The sequence below is a fragment of the Luteimonas sp. A537 genome (genome assembly GCF_054052065.1).
Window position 1 is genome coordinate 592,183 of record NZ_JBSVRH010000002.1, and the last position, 16,048, is coordinate 608,230.

The following is a 16,048-nucleotide window of genomic DNA, read 5'->3' on the forward strand; positions in this document are numbered from 1 at the left end:
TGGTCAATTCCTGATCCTTGCGCCGTGCGCCGCAGCGACCGCATCGGTGACCGAAGCCACCGCCGCATCCACATCGCGGTCGGTCAGCGTGCGCGAATCATCCTGCAGAATCAAGCCCATGCCGACACTCTTGCATCCCGTTTCCACGCCCTTGCCGGCATAGACGTCGAACAGTCGCAGGCTACGCAGGAAGGGTCCGGCGGCGGCCACCGCCGTGGCCTCGAGCTCACCCCAGGCAACGGAGTCGGCAACGATGAATGCGAGATCGCGGCGCACCGAGGGGAACTTCGACAGCGCGCGCGCGCGCGGCAGGCCGCGTGCCAGCAGCGCGGCGAGATCGAGTTCGAACGCCACCACCGGGTGGTCCAGATCCAGCGCCTGCTGCAGCCGCGGATGCAGTTCGGCGATCGATCCCACCACCACGCCTTCGCGCAGCACGTCGGCGGCGCGGCCGGGATGCGCCCAGGACGGCGTCGCGGGACGGAACTCAAGGCGCGTGCCGGACAGCGCCGCCAAGGCTTCCAGGTCGCCCTTCAGGTCGTGGAAGTCGACGCGGCGCGCGGGCACGCCCCACTGTTCGGCGGCAGCATTGCCGCTGGCCACCGCGGCAATGCATGGCGTCTCCCGTGGTGCCTTGCCGGCCGCAGTCGCGGTGAACACCTTGCCCAGCTCGAACAGGCGCACGCGGTCCTGCTGGCGCGCGGCGTTGCGCGCCAGCGCGTCCACCAGCCCGGGCAGCAGCCGCGGCCGCATCACGCCGAGCTCGGCGCTCAGCGGGTTGGCCAGCCGGACCAGCGCCTCGTCGACCTGCCAGCGCTCCAGCAGAGCGGCATCGACGAAGGCGTAGTTGATGGCTTCCAGGTAGCCGCGGCCCGCCAGCACGCGGCGCAGGTCGTGCTCGGGCACGCGCCCTTCGGTCGGCGCCACCAGGCGGGTCGAGCCGCCGGGAAGCGTGGTGGGCACGGCGTCGTAGCCGTGGATGCGTGCGACCTCTTCGATCAGGTCCTCTTCGATGGCCAGGTCGAAGCGGCGGGTCGGCGCGATGACCGTCCAGCCTTCGCCTCCGGCCTCGGCCTCGACGCCCAGGCCGAGGGCGCGCAGGATGCGCTCGACGTCGGCATCGGCGATGGCCACGCCGAGCACGCGCGACAGGCGGGCGCGGCGCAGCGTGATCGTGGTCGGGCGCGGCAGCGCATCGGCAATCACCGCCTCGCTGACGGGCCCGGGCACGCCACCGGCGATATCCAGGACCAGACGCGTCGCGCGTTCGATGGCGGTGCGCGGCAGCTCGGGATCAACGCCGCGCTCGAAGCGGTGCCCCGCTTCGGTGTGCAGGCCAAGGCGGCGGCCACGGCCGATGATCGCGGCCGGCGCGAAGTGCGCGGCCTCGAGGAACACCGTACGCGTGGCATCGGTGACACGGGTGTCGAAGCCGCCCATCACCCCGGCCAGGCCCACGGCGCGGTCGGCGTCGGTGATGACGAGGAAGCCGTCGTCGAGCGCGGCATCGCGGCCGTCGAGCAGGACCAGCGACTCACCGGCGCGCGCGCGGCGAACGCCGACGGGACCCCTCAGCAGGGCTCGGTCATAGGCGTGCATCGGCTGGCCCAGCTCCAGCATCACGTACTGGGTGATGTCGACCAGCAGCGATACCGGGCGGATGTCGCTGCGGCGCAGGCGCTCGGCCATCCACACCGGCGTGGCACGGGTGGCGTCGATGCCTTCGATGACGCGGCCGAGGTAGCGCGGCGCATCGCCACCGGCTTCCAGGCGCACTTCGACCGCAGCGTCGCCGGTTGCCGGCACCGGAGCTGCGTCGAGCTCCACGACCGTTCCGCCACAGGCCGCGGCCACGTCATAGGCGATGCCGCGCACGCTGAAGCAATCGGCGCGGTTGGGCGTGAGCTTGAGCTCGAGGCTGGCGTCGGGCAGGCCGAGGTGGTCCGCCAGTGGCGTGCCCACGGGCGCATCGTCCGCGAGTTCCAGCAGGCCGGAGGCATCGGCGTCGATGCCGAGCTCCTTCGCCGAACACAGCATGCCGTTGGACTCGACGCCGCGCAGCTTCGCGGCCTTGATCGTGAGTTCGCCGACGGTCGTTCCGATGGTCGCAAGCGGCGCCACCAGGCCCACGCGCGCATTGGGCGCGCCACACACGATCTGCAGCATGCCGGCAGCGCCCGCATCAACCTGGCAGACCTGCAGGCGGTCGGCCTCGGGATGCTTCCCGGCCGACACGATGCGCGCGACCACGACGCCGCCCAGCGCCTCGCCCAGCGGCGTGACTTCTTCGACCTCCAGGCCGATCGCGGTCAAGGTCGCGGCCAGCTCCTCGCGCGTGGCCGTAGTGGGGACGTGCTGGCGCAGCCAGTTCTCGGAAAATTTCATCGCAACACCCGGTTGTCAGGGTCGAGGGACTGACGCAGCTGCGTCAGGCGAACTGGCGCAGGAAGCGCAGGTCGTTGTCGAAGAAGCTGCGCAGGTCGTCGACGCCGTAGCGCAGCATCGCGAAGCGCTCCACGCCCAGGCCGAAGGCGAAACCGGTGTAGCGCTCGGGATCGATGCCGACGTTGGCCAGCACCTTCGGATGCACCATGCCGCAGCCCAAGACCTCCAGCCAGCGGGTGCTGCCGTCGGGCTGCGCCCAGGCGATGTCGACCTCGGCCGAGGGCTCGGTGAATGGGAAGTAGCTCGGGCGGAAGCGCATCTCGAAGTCGCGCTCGAAGAAAGCGCGCACGAATTCAGACAGCGTGCCCTTCAGGTCGGCGAAGCTCGCGTGCTCGTCGACCAGCAGTCCCTCGCACTGGTGGAACATCGGCGTGTGCGTCTGGTCGGAGTCGGAACGGTAGACCTTGCCCAGCGCGATCATGCGCAGCGGCGGCTGGCCACCGCGGGCGAGCAGGTCCTGCATGTAGCGCACCTGCACGCCCGAGGTGTGCGTGCGCAGCACCCGGCGCTCGCCGCTGCCGTCGTCGGCGGTGTAGAAGGTGTCGTGCATGGCCCGCGCCGGATGGTGCGGCGGGAAATTCAGGGCCTCGAAGTTGTGCCAGTCGTCCTCGATCTCGGGGCCGTCGGCGAGCTCGTAGCCCAGGCGGCCGAAGATGTCGGCGATGCGCTCCATGGTGCGGCTGACCGGGTGCAGGCCACCGGCCTCGGCGTCGCGGCCAGGGAGCGTCACGTCGATGGTCTCGTTGGCCAGGCGCGCGTCGAGCGCGGCGGCGTCGAGATCGGCCTTGCGCGCCGACAGCGCGGCGCCGATGGCATCGCGCGCGCGGTTGATCGTTTCACCGGCCGCCTTGCGCTGGTCGGCGGGAAGCGCGCCCAGCGTCTTCAGCTGCGCGGTGACGCTGCCGCTCTTGCCCAGGAGCGCCACGCGCAATGCCTCGATGGCGTCGGGGCTCGCGGCTGCTGCGATGTCGGCGAGCGCCTGCTCGCGGACGGATTCGATATCGGTCATCGGGGCACCATCGGAAGGCCTTCGGGGGCCGTAAACGAAGCATGGGGAAGGACTTGCGCCCTTCCCCATGCGTGTATCGCGATGTCCGCCTGGCGCGGGTGCCGGGGGCACCGCGCGCGGGCGACACGTCTTACGCTGCGAGCGCGCCCTTCGCCTTCTCGGCCAGCGCGGCAAAACCCGCCGCGTCGTGCACGGCGATGTCAGCCAGCACCTTGCGGTCGAGGGTGATGCCGGCCTTCAGCATGCCGTTCATGAAACGGCTGTAGCTCAGGCCATTGATGCGGGCCGCGGCGTTGATGCGGGTGATCCACAGCGAGCGGAAATTGCGCTTCTTCTGCTTGCGGCCGATGTAGGCGTACTGCAGGGCCTTGGTGACGGCCTGCTTGGCAACGCGGAACACCTTGCGGCGCGCGTTGTAGTAACCCTTGGCCTGCTTGAGGACCTTCTTGTGACGACGGCGTGCCTGCACACCACGTTTGACTCGTGCCATTGTTCAGTCCTCCTCAGAGATACGGCAGCATGCGGTCGAGGCGACCGCTGTCGCACGCCCGGATATGGTTCGTCTGGCGGAGATTGCGCTTCCGCTTCGTCGGCTTCTTCGTGAGGATATGGCTGCGGTTGGCGTGGCCCGCCTTGTACTTGCCGGAAGCAGTCTTCCGGAAGCGCTTGGCCGCGCCCCGATGCGTCTTGATCTTGGGCATTGCGATGTCCTTGTTGGTAGCTCTTCTACTGGCCCGGGCGGTGGCTGGCGCCACTCTTTCCGTCCTGCCCTTGCCTGCTTGATGGCCCCGGGTGCCGAAAGCAGCCGAGGCGGGTCCAACCGGCCCACCCGCAACGCGGGCGAACCGAGCCGCGCATTATGCACGGAGAGGGGTTCATGTGGCAAATCACGCCTCCCCCGCAAAACAAGAGGGGAAGTCACGCGCCAGCGGCGCGCGGCATCACTTCTTCTTCGGCGCGATCATCATCACCATCTGCCGGCCCTCGAGGCGGGGCCTGGACTCGACGACGATGTCTTCGCCCAGGTCGGCCTCGATGCGCGAAGCCATGCCGCGACCCAGCTCCTGGTGGCTCATCTCGCGCCCACGGAAGCGGATGTTGACCTTGATCTTGTCGCCATCCTCGAGGAAGCCGCGCATCTTGCGCAGCTTGATCTGGTAGTCGCCCTCGTCGGTCACCGGACGGAACTTGACTTCCTTGATCTCGACCTGGCGGGTCTTCTTCTTGGCTTCGTTCGCCTTCTTCTGCGCCTCGAACCTGAACTTGCCGAAGTCCATGATCTTGCAGACCGGCGGATCGGCGTTGGGCTGGATCTCGACGAGGTCCAAGCCCTCTTCAACGGCCATGGCGAGGGCTTCGTCGCGCGAAAGCACGCCGATCATCTCGCCATCCGAGCCGATCACGCGTACGCGGGGTACGCGGATGTCGAGGTTCCTGCGGTTCTGCTTGTCCGGGGTACTGATATTGCGATCTCCGTGGGTGGCACTTCTGGCAAGGCCCCGTGTCCGGGACCCACTGCGCCCGCCGCAAGGGCAGGCACCGGGTTACATGATACTCAGGGACCCTGTTCCGCGTGCATCCTGGCCGTGAAATCGGCCAATGGCATCGAACCCAGGTCTTCCCCTGCACGCGTGCGGACGGCGACCGTGCCCTGTTCCTTCTCGCGGTCCCCCACCACGAGCAGGTACGGTACGCGCTGCAGCGTATGCTCGCGGATCTTATATCCGATTTTCTCGTTCCGCAAATCCGATTCCACCCGGACGCCTTGATCTGCAAGGGTTTTCCGGACTTCGTCGGCCCAGTCGGCCTGGGCATCGGTGATGTTCATCACCACCGCCTGGACCGGCGCCAGCCAGGCCGGGAACGCTCCGGCGTGGTTCTCGATCAGGATGCCGATGAAGCGCTCCATCGAGCCGACGATGGCGCGATGCAGCATGACCGGGGTGCGCTTCTGGCTGGCCTCGTCGACGTATTCCGCGCCAAGACGGCCCGGCATCATGAAATCGACCTGCATGGTGCCCAGCTGCCAGGTGCGGCCGATGGCGTCCTTCAGGTGGTACTCGATCTTGGGGCCGTAGAAAGCGCCCTCGCCCGGCAGCTCCTCCCACTCCACTCCCGCGGCGGAAAGCGCATTGCGCAGCGCGGCCTCGGACTTGTCCCAGGTGGCGTCGTCGCCCAGGCGCGGCTCGGGGCGCAGGGCCAGCTTGACCTGCACCTCGGTGAAGCCGAAATCGGCGTAGACCTTCATCGCCTGGGCGTGGAAGTCGGTGACCTCCTGCTCGATCTGCGATTCGGTGCAGAAGACATGGCCGTCGTCCTGGGTGAAGCCGCGCACGCGCAGGATCCCGTGCAGCGCGCCGGAGGGCTCGTTGCGATGGCAGCTGCCGAACTCGCCGTAGCGGATCGGCAGGTCGCGGTAGCTGTGCAGGCCCTGGTTGAACACCTGTACGTGGCCGGGGCAGTTCATGGGCTTCAGCGCGTAGGTCCGCTTCTCGGACTCGGTGAAGAACATGTTTTCCTTGTAGTTGTCCCAGTGGCCGGACTTCTGCCACAGGCTCACGTCCAGGATCTGGGGGCAGCGCACCTCGCCGTAGCCACTGCTGCGGTACACGCCGCGCATGTACTGCTCGACCACCTGCCACAGCGCCCAGCCCTTGGGGTGCCAGAACACCAGGCCCGGCGCTTCTTCCTGCAGGTGGAACAGCTCCTGGGCCTTGCCGATGCGGCGGTGGTCGCGCTTCTCGGCCTCCTCGATGCGCAGGACGTAAGCCTTGAGCTGCTTGGCGTCGGCCCATGCAGTGCCGTAGATGCGCTGCAGCTGCTCGTTCTTCGCGTCGCCGCGCCAGTAGGCGCCGGAGGTGCGCAGCAGCTTGAAGGCCTTCAGGAAACGCGTGTTCGGCACGTGCGGGCCGCGGCACATGTCGACGTACTCCTGGTGGTGGTACAGGCCCATGGCCGTGACCTCGGGCCCCATGTCATCGATCAGGCGCAGCTTGTAGTCCTCGCCGCGTGCCTTGAACGTTTCAATGACCTCGTCGCGCGGGGTCATGCGCTTGATGACGTCGTACTCGGTGTCGATCAGCTCGCGCATGCGCTGCTCGATCGCGACCATGTCTTCGGGGGTGAACGGCTGTTCGCGCCAGATGTCGTAGTAAAAGCCCTCGTCGATCACCGGGCCGATCACCATCTTGGCGTCCGGGTAGAGCTGCTTCACCGCGTGCCCGACCAGGTGCGCGCTGGAGTGGCGGATGATCTCCACGCCCTCGGCGTCCTTCGGGGTCAGGATCTGCAGGCTGGCGTCGTGCTCGATGAGGTCGGATGCATCGACCTGGCGACCGTCGACCTTGCCGGCGACGGTCGCCTTGGCCAGGCCCGGACCGATCGACTCGGCGACCTGCATGACGGTGACGGGGGCTTCGAACTCGCGGCGGCTGCCGTCGGGGAGCGTGATGGTGATCATGTGGGCTGGCGTTCTGGTCTGGCGGGTGGCCCCGCGGGCATGAAAAAGGCGCCACGCGGGCGCCTTCCGGATCGGCCGCGGGCAAGGATCAGCAGTGGGCGGTGGTAGTGCTCATGTCGCACGCTCGGCCGGCGCGTTGGCGCGGGCCACCTGTCCGGAAACGGTGTCGCCCATGATTCTAGCCCATTGCCTGTCCCGTGCGGACACAGTTCCCGAACCGCACGGGAACACCATGCAGGCGACCTGCAGCGGGATCGGGCGGACCATGAAAATGGCTGAACGCAACCGGCCTGCAGCATGTCGTTCAATAGCATTTGCCAATGGATATGTGACCGCGTCCAGAGAGCAGAAAGCTCCGAGCGCACTTTCAGCGCCTCGGCTCGCGATTGCAGTGTCATCCTCGCGCCGTACCATTCGCCAATGCCATTACATACCCGACCCGCGGCGCAGTTCGCCGCCACTCTCGCCGCCCTGTTGATACTCGGCGCCTGCAGCAGCCCCGGCGTGCCCACCACGACGAACGCTCAAGCTGAGGCCATTGCCAGCACCGGCACAGCCATCGGCGCCAGCACCAACCCGCTGTTGCTCATCTCCATCGACGGCCTGCATCCGGACCGCATCAACGCCACCGACTCGCCCAACATCGTCCGGCTCGCCGCGGGCGGCGTTCAGGCACGCTGGATGACGCCGTCCTACCCCACGCTGACCTTCCCCAACCACTACACCCTCGCCACCGGCCTGCGCCCTGATCGCCACGGCATCGTCCACAACTCGATGCTCGACACGGAGCTCGGCGCCTTCCGCCTGTCCGACCGCGATGCGGTGGGCACCAGCGCGTGGTGGGGAGGCGAGCCGATCTGGGTGGGCGCCGAGAACGCCGGTCTGTCCACCGCAACCATGTTCTGGCCGGGCACCGAGGCCGAGATCAATGGCGTACGCCCCACGCGCTGGAATCTCTACGACGAGTCGATCACGCCACTGGAGCGCGCCCACACGGTCGCAGGCTGGCTGCTCGAGCCCGAAGCCACCCGCCCGCACCTGGCCACGCTCTACTTCCACAACGTCGACACGGCGGCCCACACCTTTGGCCCCGATTCCGACGAGGCGCGCGCGGCGCTGGATGAAATCGATGCCGCCATCGGCAGCCTGCTCGCGAACCTGCAGCGCGGCGGGCGCCTGCAGCACACCAATATCGTGCTGGTCTCCGACCACGGCATGGCGCCGGTGCCGCCGGGCAACCAGGTGTCGACCAGCGACATGGTGACGATGGAACAGGCGCGCATCGTCAGCATCGGCCAGGTGATCCAGGTCCAGCCCAATCCCGGCTTTGAAGCCGAGGTGGTTGCACGCCTGCCCGGCCGCCACGATCACTACGAATGCTGGCGCCGGGACGCGCTCCCGGCGCGCTGGCACTACGGCACGCATCCGCGCATCCCGGCCATCGTCTGCCAGATGGACGAGGGCTGGGATGCGCTGGCGCCGCAGATGCTGGAACGCCGCTCCGCCGGCGGCATGCGCGGCTCGCACGGCTACGACCCTGCGCTGCCGTCGATGCGCGCGGTATTCATCGCGTCCGGCCCGGCGTTCCGCAGCGGTGCGGTGATCGAGCCGATCGACAACGTCGACGTCTACCCATTGCTGGTGCGGCTGCTGGGTATCCCCGCGGCCGACCATGACGGCGATCCGGCGGCGCTGCTGCCGGCGCTTGAGGGCGATCCCGCGCACTGAGCCGAGCGTGGCGGGAGCCTCCCGGGGGGCTTCCGCCCTGATGTCCGAAAGCGGCGAGTCAGGTCATGGCGGCGGTGCTAGCCTGCATCCATGGCTACGCCCCTGCTCCCCGACGCCGCGGTCTGCGACCAGGCCCGACGCAGCCGCGATCCGCGCTTCGACGGCCTGTTTTTCACCGGCGTCCACAGCACGCGGATCTACTGCCGCCCGGTGTGCCCGGCGCCGTTCGCGAAGCGGGTGACCTATTACGCCAGCGCGGCGGCTGCCGAGGGCGCGGGCTTCCGCCCATGCCTGCGCTGCCGTCCGGAACTGTCGCCGTCAGATGGTGCCTGGCGGCGCGGTGACGCGGCGGTCGCGCGCGCGCTGGTTCTGATCGATCAGGGCGCACTGGCCGATGCGCCGCTGTCGGCGCTGGCCGAGCGCATCGGCATGGGTGAGCGCCAGCTGCGTCGCCTGTTCGTGGAGCGTGTCGGCGCGCCGCCGGTCGCCGTGCACGGCACGCGGCGCCTGCTGTTTGCCAAGCAGCTGCTGACCGAGACCGCGCTGCCCGTCACCGAGGTCGCACTTGCGGCCGGCTTCGGCAGCCTCCGGCGCTTCAATACCAGCTTCAAGGATGCGTATCGGATGGCGCCGCGGGACCTGCGCCGGCAGCCAGGTGCGGCACGCCAGGCGCCGGGCGATGCGCTGGTGCTCCGCCTGGGCTATCGGCCGCCCTACGACTTCGCGGCGATGCTGGCGTTCCTGCGCGGCCGCGCGCTGCCGGGCGTGGAGTCGGTGGGCGATGCGCACTACGCGCGCGTGATCGCCGGCATCGATGGCGCGCCGCACGGGTGGCTGCGGGTCTCGGCATGGCCTGGCGACGAGCATGCGCTGCGGCTGGAACTGCACGCAGCGCAGGCGGCGCGCCTGCTCGACATCGTGCAGCGGCTGCGGCGCATGTTCGACTTGGATGCCGATCCCCAACTGATCGCCGCCACGTTGTCAGTGGACGACCGGCTGCGCCCCCTGCTGCACGCGCGTCCCGGCCTGCGCCTGCCCAGCGGCTGGGACGGCTTCGAAATCGCGGTGCGGGCCGTGCTTGGCCAGCAGGTCAGCGTGGCCGCCGCGCGCACTCTGGCCACGCGCCTGGTGCAGCGCTTCGGCGAGGTGATGTCGGAACCGTTCGACGAAGGCCTCGACCATCTGTTCCCGACGCCCGACGCGCTTGCCGAGGCCGACCTCGGCAGCATCGGGCTCACCCGCGCGCGTGCAGAAACGGTGCGCGGCGTGGCGCGGGCACTGCTCGATGGCCGGGTCGACTTCCAGCCCGAGCGCACGCTTGAAGACTTCGCCGCGCGGTGGGTGGCGCTTCCGGGCATCGGTCCATGGACGGCGCAGTACATCGCAATGCGCGCGCTCGGCCACCCGGATGCGTTCCCGGCGGAAGACCTGGTGTTGCAAAAAGCGCTGCCGACGGACGGCTCCCGACTCACGGCCAAGGCGCTCGGCGCCCACGCCGAGGTCTGGCGCCCGTGGCGCGCCTACGCGGTGATACATCTGTGGAAGGACGCGATGGAGCGCGCCGCCACGACACCTCCAGCGACGCGGGTCCGCGCCGCGACGCCGCGCACCCGCGCGCGACCCACAACGCATGAGGCAAGCCCATGACCATCACCTGCCTGCATATGGACACGCCCATCGGCGTGCTGACCCTGGCCGCCGACGAAGACGGACTGCGCCGCATCGACTTCCCGCCGCCGCACGGCCCATCGCCGGGCGATGGCTGGCAAAAAGGCAGCAACGACGTGCTGCTCGAAGCGCAGCGACAGCTTGGCGAGTACTTCGCTGGCAAGCGCATGCAGTTCAACCTGCCACTGTCGCCGCATGGCACCGACTTCCAGCGCGCGGTCTGGACCACGCTTGCGGAAATTCCGTACGGCGGGACCTGGAGTTATCGCGATCTCGCGCACAGGATCGGCAGGCCAACCGCGACCCGCGCAGTCGGCGCCGCCAACGGCCGCAACCCGCTGCCGATCGTGCTGCCCTGCCACCGCGTGATCGGTGCCGATGGATCGCTGACCGGCTTCGGCGGCGGCCTGCCGACCAAGCAGTTCTTGCTGAAGCTGGAGGGCGCGCTGCCGGCCGGCTACGACCTGTTTGGCTGAGGAGCCTTCGGCACCAGCCCCGACCGGTAATCGTGTGCGGGAGCGACTACAGCCGCGATTGGCGATATCGCGGCCATGGCCGCTCCCACAGGTTCTTCAGGTCTTGCCTGGCACCGGCGCGCTCAGTTCCGCTTGCCGGAGAGCACCTGCCCGCCCTGGTGCAGCTCCAGCGACTCCACGCTGCCGTCGGCGCCGCGCTTGAACATGATCTCGACGCCGAACGCCGGCGCCTCGAACGTGTCCTTGCCTCGCGCCTGGAGCGGGAACTCGCCCTGCCCCGTGGCTTGGGCATGCAGCGTGCCGTCGCGCGCACGCACGGTCAGGGCGAAGCCTGGCATCAGCGGATACTCGCCCGCATAGACCGCGAGATCCCCGTCCGACAGCGCAGCCACCTGTGCGGCCTCGCCAGCCTCGCCAGCCTCGCCGAGACGCGTCGCCGGAATCGCGCCACCGCCCTGCATCCAGGTAAACGCGTAGCCGCCGTCCGCCTTCTCCTGCGGCCGCAGCACGGCATCCACCACCGTCGGGAAGAAATCCCCGGCGCTGTCGTGGAACAGCTCGAATTCGCCCTGGCCCTCGGCCTGGCCAAACAGCTTGCCGTCGCGCTGGCGCTGGCGCAGGCTCATCTTCATCATGCCCTGCAGCTGGTATTCGCCGACGAGCCCGTCGAGCAGCTCCTGCGGCGGTGCCACCAGCTTGCGCGGTTCGCCCATCGGGAACGAAGCGTCGACCAGGTGCAGGCCGAGGCTGCCCAGGCCATCGATGGAGTTCCAGTTGGTGTCGGACAGGATGACGACGCCGCGCTGCTGCGCCTTGTCCACCGACACGAACGACGAGAACCCTCCGGTTCCACCCTCGTGCGCCAGCACGCTGCGCTCGTCCACGGGCAGGATCATCCAGTTCATGGCCATCGGCGGCTGATCGCCGACCTGCGTTTGTGCAAGTTCGATCGCAGCTTCCAGCGGCGTTCCCGAAGGATCGAGGTTGGCCTGCACGTAGCGCACCATGTCATCCAGCGTGGCGCGCACGCCGCCGACGCCGGCAACGTCCACCGGGAAGGTCCACGCCGCGGTCGGCACGCCGTTGGGCGTGTGCCCGTCCGCGGCGCGCACGCCCTCGGGGCGCTGGCCGATGTAAGCCGTGTCCATGCCCAGCGGCGCGAGCAGCTTCTGCCTGAGCAGGGTTTCGAAGTCACTTCCGGCGCGACGCGTCACCGCATAGGACAGCACCATCGAAGCAAAGTTGGAGTACGCGAACTGCGTGCCCGGAGCCTGCGCCAGCGTTACGTCACCAAGCGAGGCGAGCAGGTCATCCACCGTAAGCGCGGCATACGGGTCGGCGGGATTGGTGACCGCCATTCGCGCAGGCAGCGCCGGCAGTCCGCTGGTGTGCGTGACCACGTGACGCAGCAGGATCGGCGCACCTTCGAACTGCGGCACCACCGTGCCTTCGGGCAGGTAGTCGGCCAGCGGATCGTCCAGCGAAGCTTTGCCCTGCACGATCAGGTCGGCCAGCAGGGTGGACGTCATGGTCTTGGCGACCGAACCGATCTCGAACGCGCTGTCGGGGCCTACGCGTGCGGTGGCCTTGGGGTCGGCGCAGCGGAACGCGCGCGCGACGTCACCCTTGTCGATCACCGCCACCGCCATGCAGGCGCCGGTGCGGTCACCGGCCAGTCGCTGGTCGATGAGCGTCGCAAGCGCGGCGTTGTCAGCGGCATGGACACTGCCGCTCACGGCCAGTGCGAGCCCGGCAAGCACGGGGAATACGGAAGCAGGACGGGTTGGCATGGCGCTCTCCTTGGCATGGGTGGCATCCACGGGCACGGAGGGTGTTCCTAGAATGACGCTGTCCGTTGTCACGTGTCGTCCCTCGCCAGCCTGTCGATCTGGCGTTGCAGTGTTTCGGCGTGGGCACGGAACTGCGTCCGCGCCACCCGGCGGTTGATCCAGGCCAGGGCCGCGTACAGCACCAGCATCACCGCAAGATAGCGAAGTGCGCCAGCGGTCGCACCGTCGCGCGCCAAGGTCAGCCCGGTCAGCCCGATCGCTGGAGGAGTCAGGTACCAGAGCCAGACCTGTTCGAGCATCCGCGCCTGCGCCAGCGTGGCGTCGCGCTGCCGCTGCAGGTAGGCCAGCAGTGGAACGCCATGGTCGGGATCCGGTGCCAGCCGCCTGGACCGGCGCAGCCGGAACGGCAGCGCCACGCCCCAGGCTGTGATCAGCAGGGCGAACCCCGCCTGCAGCCACTCGCCTTCCACGAGCGCCGCCAGCGTGATCAGGGCGAAGAAGATGACGACGAGCACCGCCGCGACCGTCTCCACCAGGTCGCGCCGGCGCACCTTCTTCCACAGCGCCTGGTCGCGCGTTCGAAGCTCTTCCATCGGCAGCAGGCGCACAGTCGGCGCGTCGCCGCGCCACGCGTTCCTCATCTTGTCCCAGTCCATGCTCAGCCCTCCAGGAATCGCTGTTCGAACAGTTGGCGCAGGCGCGTCATGCGCACCGCCACCGCGTTGACGCTGAGGCCCAGCACGTCGGCGACCTGCTCGCGGGGCAGCCCTTCAAGGTCGAGCAGGAGGACGCTGCGCTGCAGCGGATCGAGCATCGCGAGGAACTCGTCGAGCACGCCCATGGGATCGACCGCATGGCCGGTGTCGCCCTGTTCGGGCACGTCGTCCAGCGAACGGTGGTCGCGACGCGGCTTGCGCACGTGGCTCAGCGCGGTGTTCAGCGCCACCCGGAAAAGCCAGGTGGAGCGCTGCGCGCGCCCGTCGAAGCCGCCGAAGCTGCGCCAGAGCTGGAGCTGCATTTCCTGCAGCAGGTCCTGCCAGTCGTCAGGACCGGCATATCGCCGCGCCAGGCGCACCAGCGCCCCGCGGTTGTCCTGGACCATGGCGGTGAACGCCCTTTCGATTTCCATCCCGGAAAGATGCCTGCTGCTTGGGTCTCAACGTATTAGTCGCAGCGCCCGACGGAAATTTTCATCGGTCGCGCAGCGCGACCGGAACATGGTGCACGGGGAAGGCGGCGGCCGGCACGCGAATGCCGGCCGCCGCGGATCAGGCGATCGTGTTCACTCCGCCCAGACCCCGCGCTCGGGCGTCCAGTACAGCGTCTTGCGCTCGAACTGCTGCTTGCGGCCGTTGCTGCCGTGCGCCTGCTCGTCGGTCTTCGGATAGCCGAGCGCCGCTTCGCGCCCGTTGTTCTCGAAGTGCGCCAGGATCGCGCCGTGCACCGCGTGCGCGCCGGTGGCCGGCGTCCACAGGAACAGGCCATCCTCGAAGTACTGGAACTTGCCGCGCTGCCCCGACACCGGGGACACGGCGGCGTTGAGCTCGTCGATCATCGCGAAGCCCCAGCGTGTTTCCGAACCGGTGGCCCGGTAGTGCTCCAGGATCTTGCCGGCGACCGCGAACGCGCCGGTGCGCGAATGCCACAGGATCATGCCGTTCCGGAACTGCTGGTAGCGACCACCCGCCTGGGCCGCCATCTCGGCCAGATCGGGCACGCCCAGGTGGCTGCGCACGCCGCCCATGGCGTAGTACTTCCTGCCAATCTCGCCATGCGGCAGGACGTCGCAGCGCGGCAGGTCGTAGCCGTCGTTGTCACGCGCTTCGTCATTGCCCCAGCGCGAGAGGTAATAGGCGGACACCCACTGCCCCGCCGGCCCCACGTCGAGGTCGGTCTTGAGCCACCAGCGGTTGAACGTCGCGCCGCTGCGGATCTCGCGGCCCCAGGCCTTGCAGTACACATAGTTGGTGCCGGCGTGCAGGCTGCCGCTCTGCGAGCCACCGGTCGGCGACGGAAAGCCGGGCGCGCTGGCGTAGGTGTCGACCCAGTAGGTCGGTGCCGTGGCCGGCGGCGGTGCGCCGTTGTTGATCAGGTTGTAGAAACTTGCCCAGGGGAAGTACCGGCCCGGGTCGTAGCGGTTCTGGTTGCTGGTCAGCATCCCGTGGCCCTTGATGCGAACGCTGTCAGGGACCACGTGCCAGTAGTCGTAGCCGGGACCCTGCCATGCGGACGCGCAGTTGACCGGCTGGCGCGCGCAGATGCTCCGGGTCAGGCGCGCCGAAGCGTTGATCATCGCCGAGGTCCAGTTGCCGGCGTCACCGGCGCGCCCATCGTGTTCGATGCCGATGGTGTAATAGTTGTGATACGCCGCATGCCAGGCTTGGTGGTGCTCGCGCACCATCTGCGTGACCTGGCCATCGGACCTGCGGATCACGTAGTGCGCCGAGACGTTCGATGCGGGGTTCTTGAACCAGGAGATTCCGCCAGCGTAGCTGCCCTCGATCGTATGCATGATCACGGCAGAGCGGCCGTTGCCGGCCGTGCTGTAGTTGCTGGAATGCGCCGGGTTCCAGATCGCCTCGCCGAAATCCATGGCGATGCCCACGTCGGATGCCTGCGCTTCCACGCGCCCTGCTGCACGCGCCGGGTGCTCCTCCACCAGCTCATCCGTGGCACCGATGGTGTCGGTGCCGTAGTCCAGCCTTAGTGCCGGGGCGCCGAGCAGCCGGAGGCGATCGGCGGGAAAGGCGAGTTCCATTTCGATGGGCATGGCGGAGATGCGGATGCCCTTCTCGTCCACTCCACGCGCCAAAGTCTGCAGCACCTCGTAGGCGAAACTCTGCCGTGCGAAGCCGTGGATGTTGCCATCGCCGCTGCCATAACCGGCATAGCGTGCGAGCGCACCGGCCATGGCTTCCACACCACCGCCGGCCCGGCTGGTGCCACCATCCTTCTTCAGTGCACGGTCCAGCAGCGCCGCAGCGGCCAGGATATTGGTCTCCGGATCCACCACGACCAGGCGCTCGCTGACACCAAGGACCTTTGCGCCCTCCGCCACCTGGTTGTCGAACCCACCGCCGCGATAGAGGCCCATCACGCCGTACGAGGCCGGCATGTGGTGATGCCCGGCCTTGCCGTGGGCATCGGGATCAACGTGGACCCAGCGGGTTTCCGTGTAGGCGATCGCCTCGAGCACGCCGCGTGGAATGGCCGGGTAGCGCTCGTGGGCGCGCTGGAAATACATCGGATAGTCCGCCCGTTCCTGCGCCTGCAACGCCATCGCCGACTCGCGTTCGGCTTCGGTGGTTTCCATCGCGGCGACTGGCCCCGCCAGCGCGATCAGCAGCGTGGCCGCGGCCGTCAACATCACATTCTTCTTCATCAGACTCTCCCGTCCGGTCATGTGGTCCATCCCCTGGCCAACAAGTCTGGCCACATCCATCCGCTCGGCGTCATTGGGGCCAGCCCCATG

General features: G+C 68.5%; 13 protein-coding genes. 3 read left to right on the top strand and 10 right to left on the bottom strand.

Annotated features, from left to right (window positions below; genetic code table 11):
- Window positions 1–3: 3 nt before the first annotated feature.
- The 6 genes from pheT to thrS all read right to left on the bottom strand — a co-directional run bounded on the left by pheT (window position 4) and on the right by thrS (window position 6,914).
- Window positions 4–2,385: a phenylalanine--tRNA ligase subunit beta gene (gene pheT / locus ACW7GZ_RS06710; protein ID WP_457008474.1), complete on the bottom strand. Its 2,382-nt coding sequence runs from the start codon at window positions 2,383–2,385 to the stop codon at window positions 4–6.
- 43 nt (window positions 2,386–2,428) lie between these two features.
- The gene (pheS, locus tag ACW7GZ_RS06715) at window positions 2,429–3,454 is read right to left on the bottom strand and encodes a phenylalanine--tRNA ligase subunit alpha (protein WP_457003027.1); all 1,026 of its coding nucleotides are present in this window, start codon (window positions 3,452–3,454) and stop codon (window positions 2,429–2,431) included.
- Between the two features lie 130 nt (window positions 3,455–3,584).
- Window positions 3,585–3,944, bottom strand: coding sequence for a 50S ribosomal protein L20 (gene rplT, locus ACW7GZ_RS06720; protein ID WP_343254941.1), 360 nt, complete (start codon window positions 3,942–3,944; stop codon window positions 3,585–3,587).
- Window positions 3,945–3,957: 13 nt separating this feature from the next.
- Window positions 3,958–4,155: a 50S ribosomal protein L35 gene (gene rpmI, locus ACW7GZ_RS06725; protein ID WP_457003025.1), complete on the bottom strand. Its 198-nt coding sequence runs from the start codon at window positions 4,153–4,155 to the stop codon at window positions 3,958–3,960.
- Window positions 4,156–4,395: 240 nt separating this feature from the next.
- A complete protein-coding gene (gene infC, locus ACW7GZ_RS06730) occupies window positions 4,396–4,917 on the bottom strand; it encodes a translation initiation factor IF-3 (RefSeq protein WP_457003954.1) in 522 nt (173 codons plus the stop codon).
- Between the two features lie 92 nt (window positions 4,918–5,009).
- Window positions 5,010–6,914 (bottom strand): threonine--tRNA ligase, encoded by a 1,905-nt coding sequence (gene thrS, locus ACW7GZ_RS06735; RefSeq protein WP_457008476.1) that lies wholly within the window; start codon window positions 6,912–6,914, stop codon window positions 5,010–5,012.
- 420 nt (window positions 6,915–7,334) lie between these two features.
- On the opposite strand from thrS, the gene ACW7GZ_RS06740 reads away from it, so the two are divergent.
- From ACW7GZ_RS06740 to ACW7GZ_RS06750, 3 genes are all read left to right on the top strand, one after another.
- On the top strand, window positions 7,335–8,642 hold the full coding sequence (locus ACW7GZ_RS06740) for an alkaline phosphatase family protein (protein ID WP_457008478.1): 1,308 nt from the start codon (window positions 7,335–7,337) through the stop codon (window positions 8,640–8,642).
- A 90-nt stretch (window positions 8,643–8,732) separates the two neighbouring features.
- Entirely contained in the window at window positions 8,733–10,289 is a 1,557-nt protein-coding gene (locus tag ACW7GZ_RS06745) for an AlkA N-terminal domain-containing protein (RefSeq protein ID WP_457008479.1), read from the top strand.
- Window positions 10,286–10,786: a methylated-DNA--[protein]-cysteine S-methyltransferase gene (locus tag ACW7GZ_RS06750; protein WP_457008481.1), complete on the top strand. Its 501-nt coding sequence runs from the start codon at window positions 10,286–10,288 to the stop codon at window positions 10,784–10,786. Before ACW7GZ_RS06745 ends, ACW7GZ_RS06750 begins: the two co-directional genes overlap by 4 nt.
- 122 nt (window positions 10,787–10,908) lie before the next feature.
- On the opposite strand, the gene ACW7GZ_RS06755 is transcribed toward ACW7GZ_RS06750, so the two are convergent.
- From ACW7GZ_RS06755 to ACW7GZ_RS06770, 4 genes are all read right to left on the bottom strand, one after another.
- On the bottom strand, window positions 10,909–12,576 hold the full coding sequence (locus ACW7GZ_RS06755) for a serine hydrolase (RefSeq protein ID WP_457008483.1): 1,668 nt from the start codon (window positions 12,574–12,576) through the stop codon (window positions 10,909–10,911).
- Window positions 12,577–12,644: 68 nt separating this feature from the next.
- A complete protein-coding gene (locus tag ACW7GZ_RS06760) occupies window positions 12,645–13,232 on the bottom strand; it encodes a hypothetical protein (protein WP_457008485.1) in 588 nt (195 codons plus the stop codon).
- Window positions 13,233–13,234: 2 nt separating this feature from the next.
- Window positions 13,235–13,705: an RNA polymerase sigma factor gene (locus tag ACW7GZ_RS06765; RefSeq protein WP_457008487.1), complete on the bottom strand. Its 471-nt coding sequence runs from the start codon at window positions 13,703–13,705 to the stop codon at window positions 13,235–13,237.
- Window positions 13,706–13,858: 153 nt separating this feature from the next.
- Complete coding sequence (locus ACW7GZ_RS06770) at window positions 13,859–15,958, bottom strand: N-acetylmuramoyl-L-alanine amidase (protein WP_457008489.1); 2,100 nt, start codon at window positions 15,956–15,958, stop codon at window positions 13,859–13,861.
- Window positions 15,959–16,048: the final 90 nt, after the last annotated feature.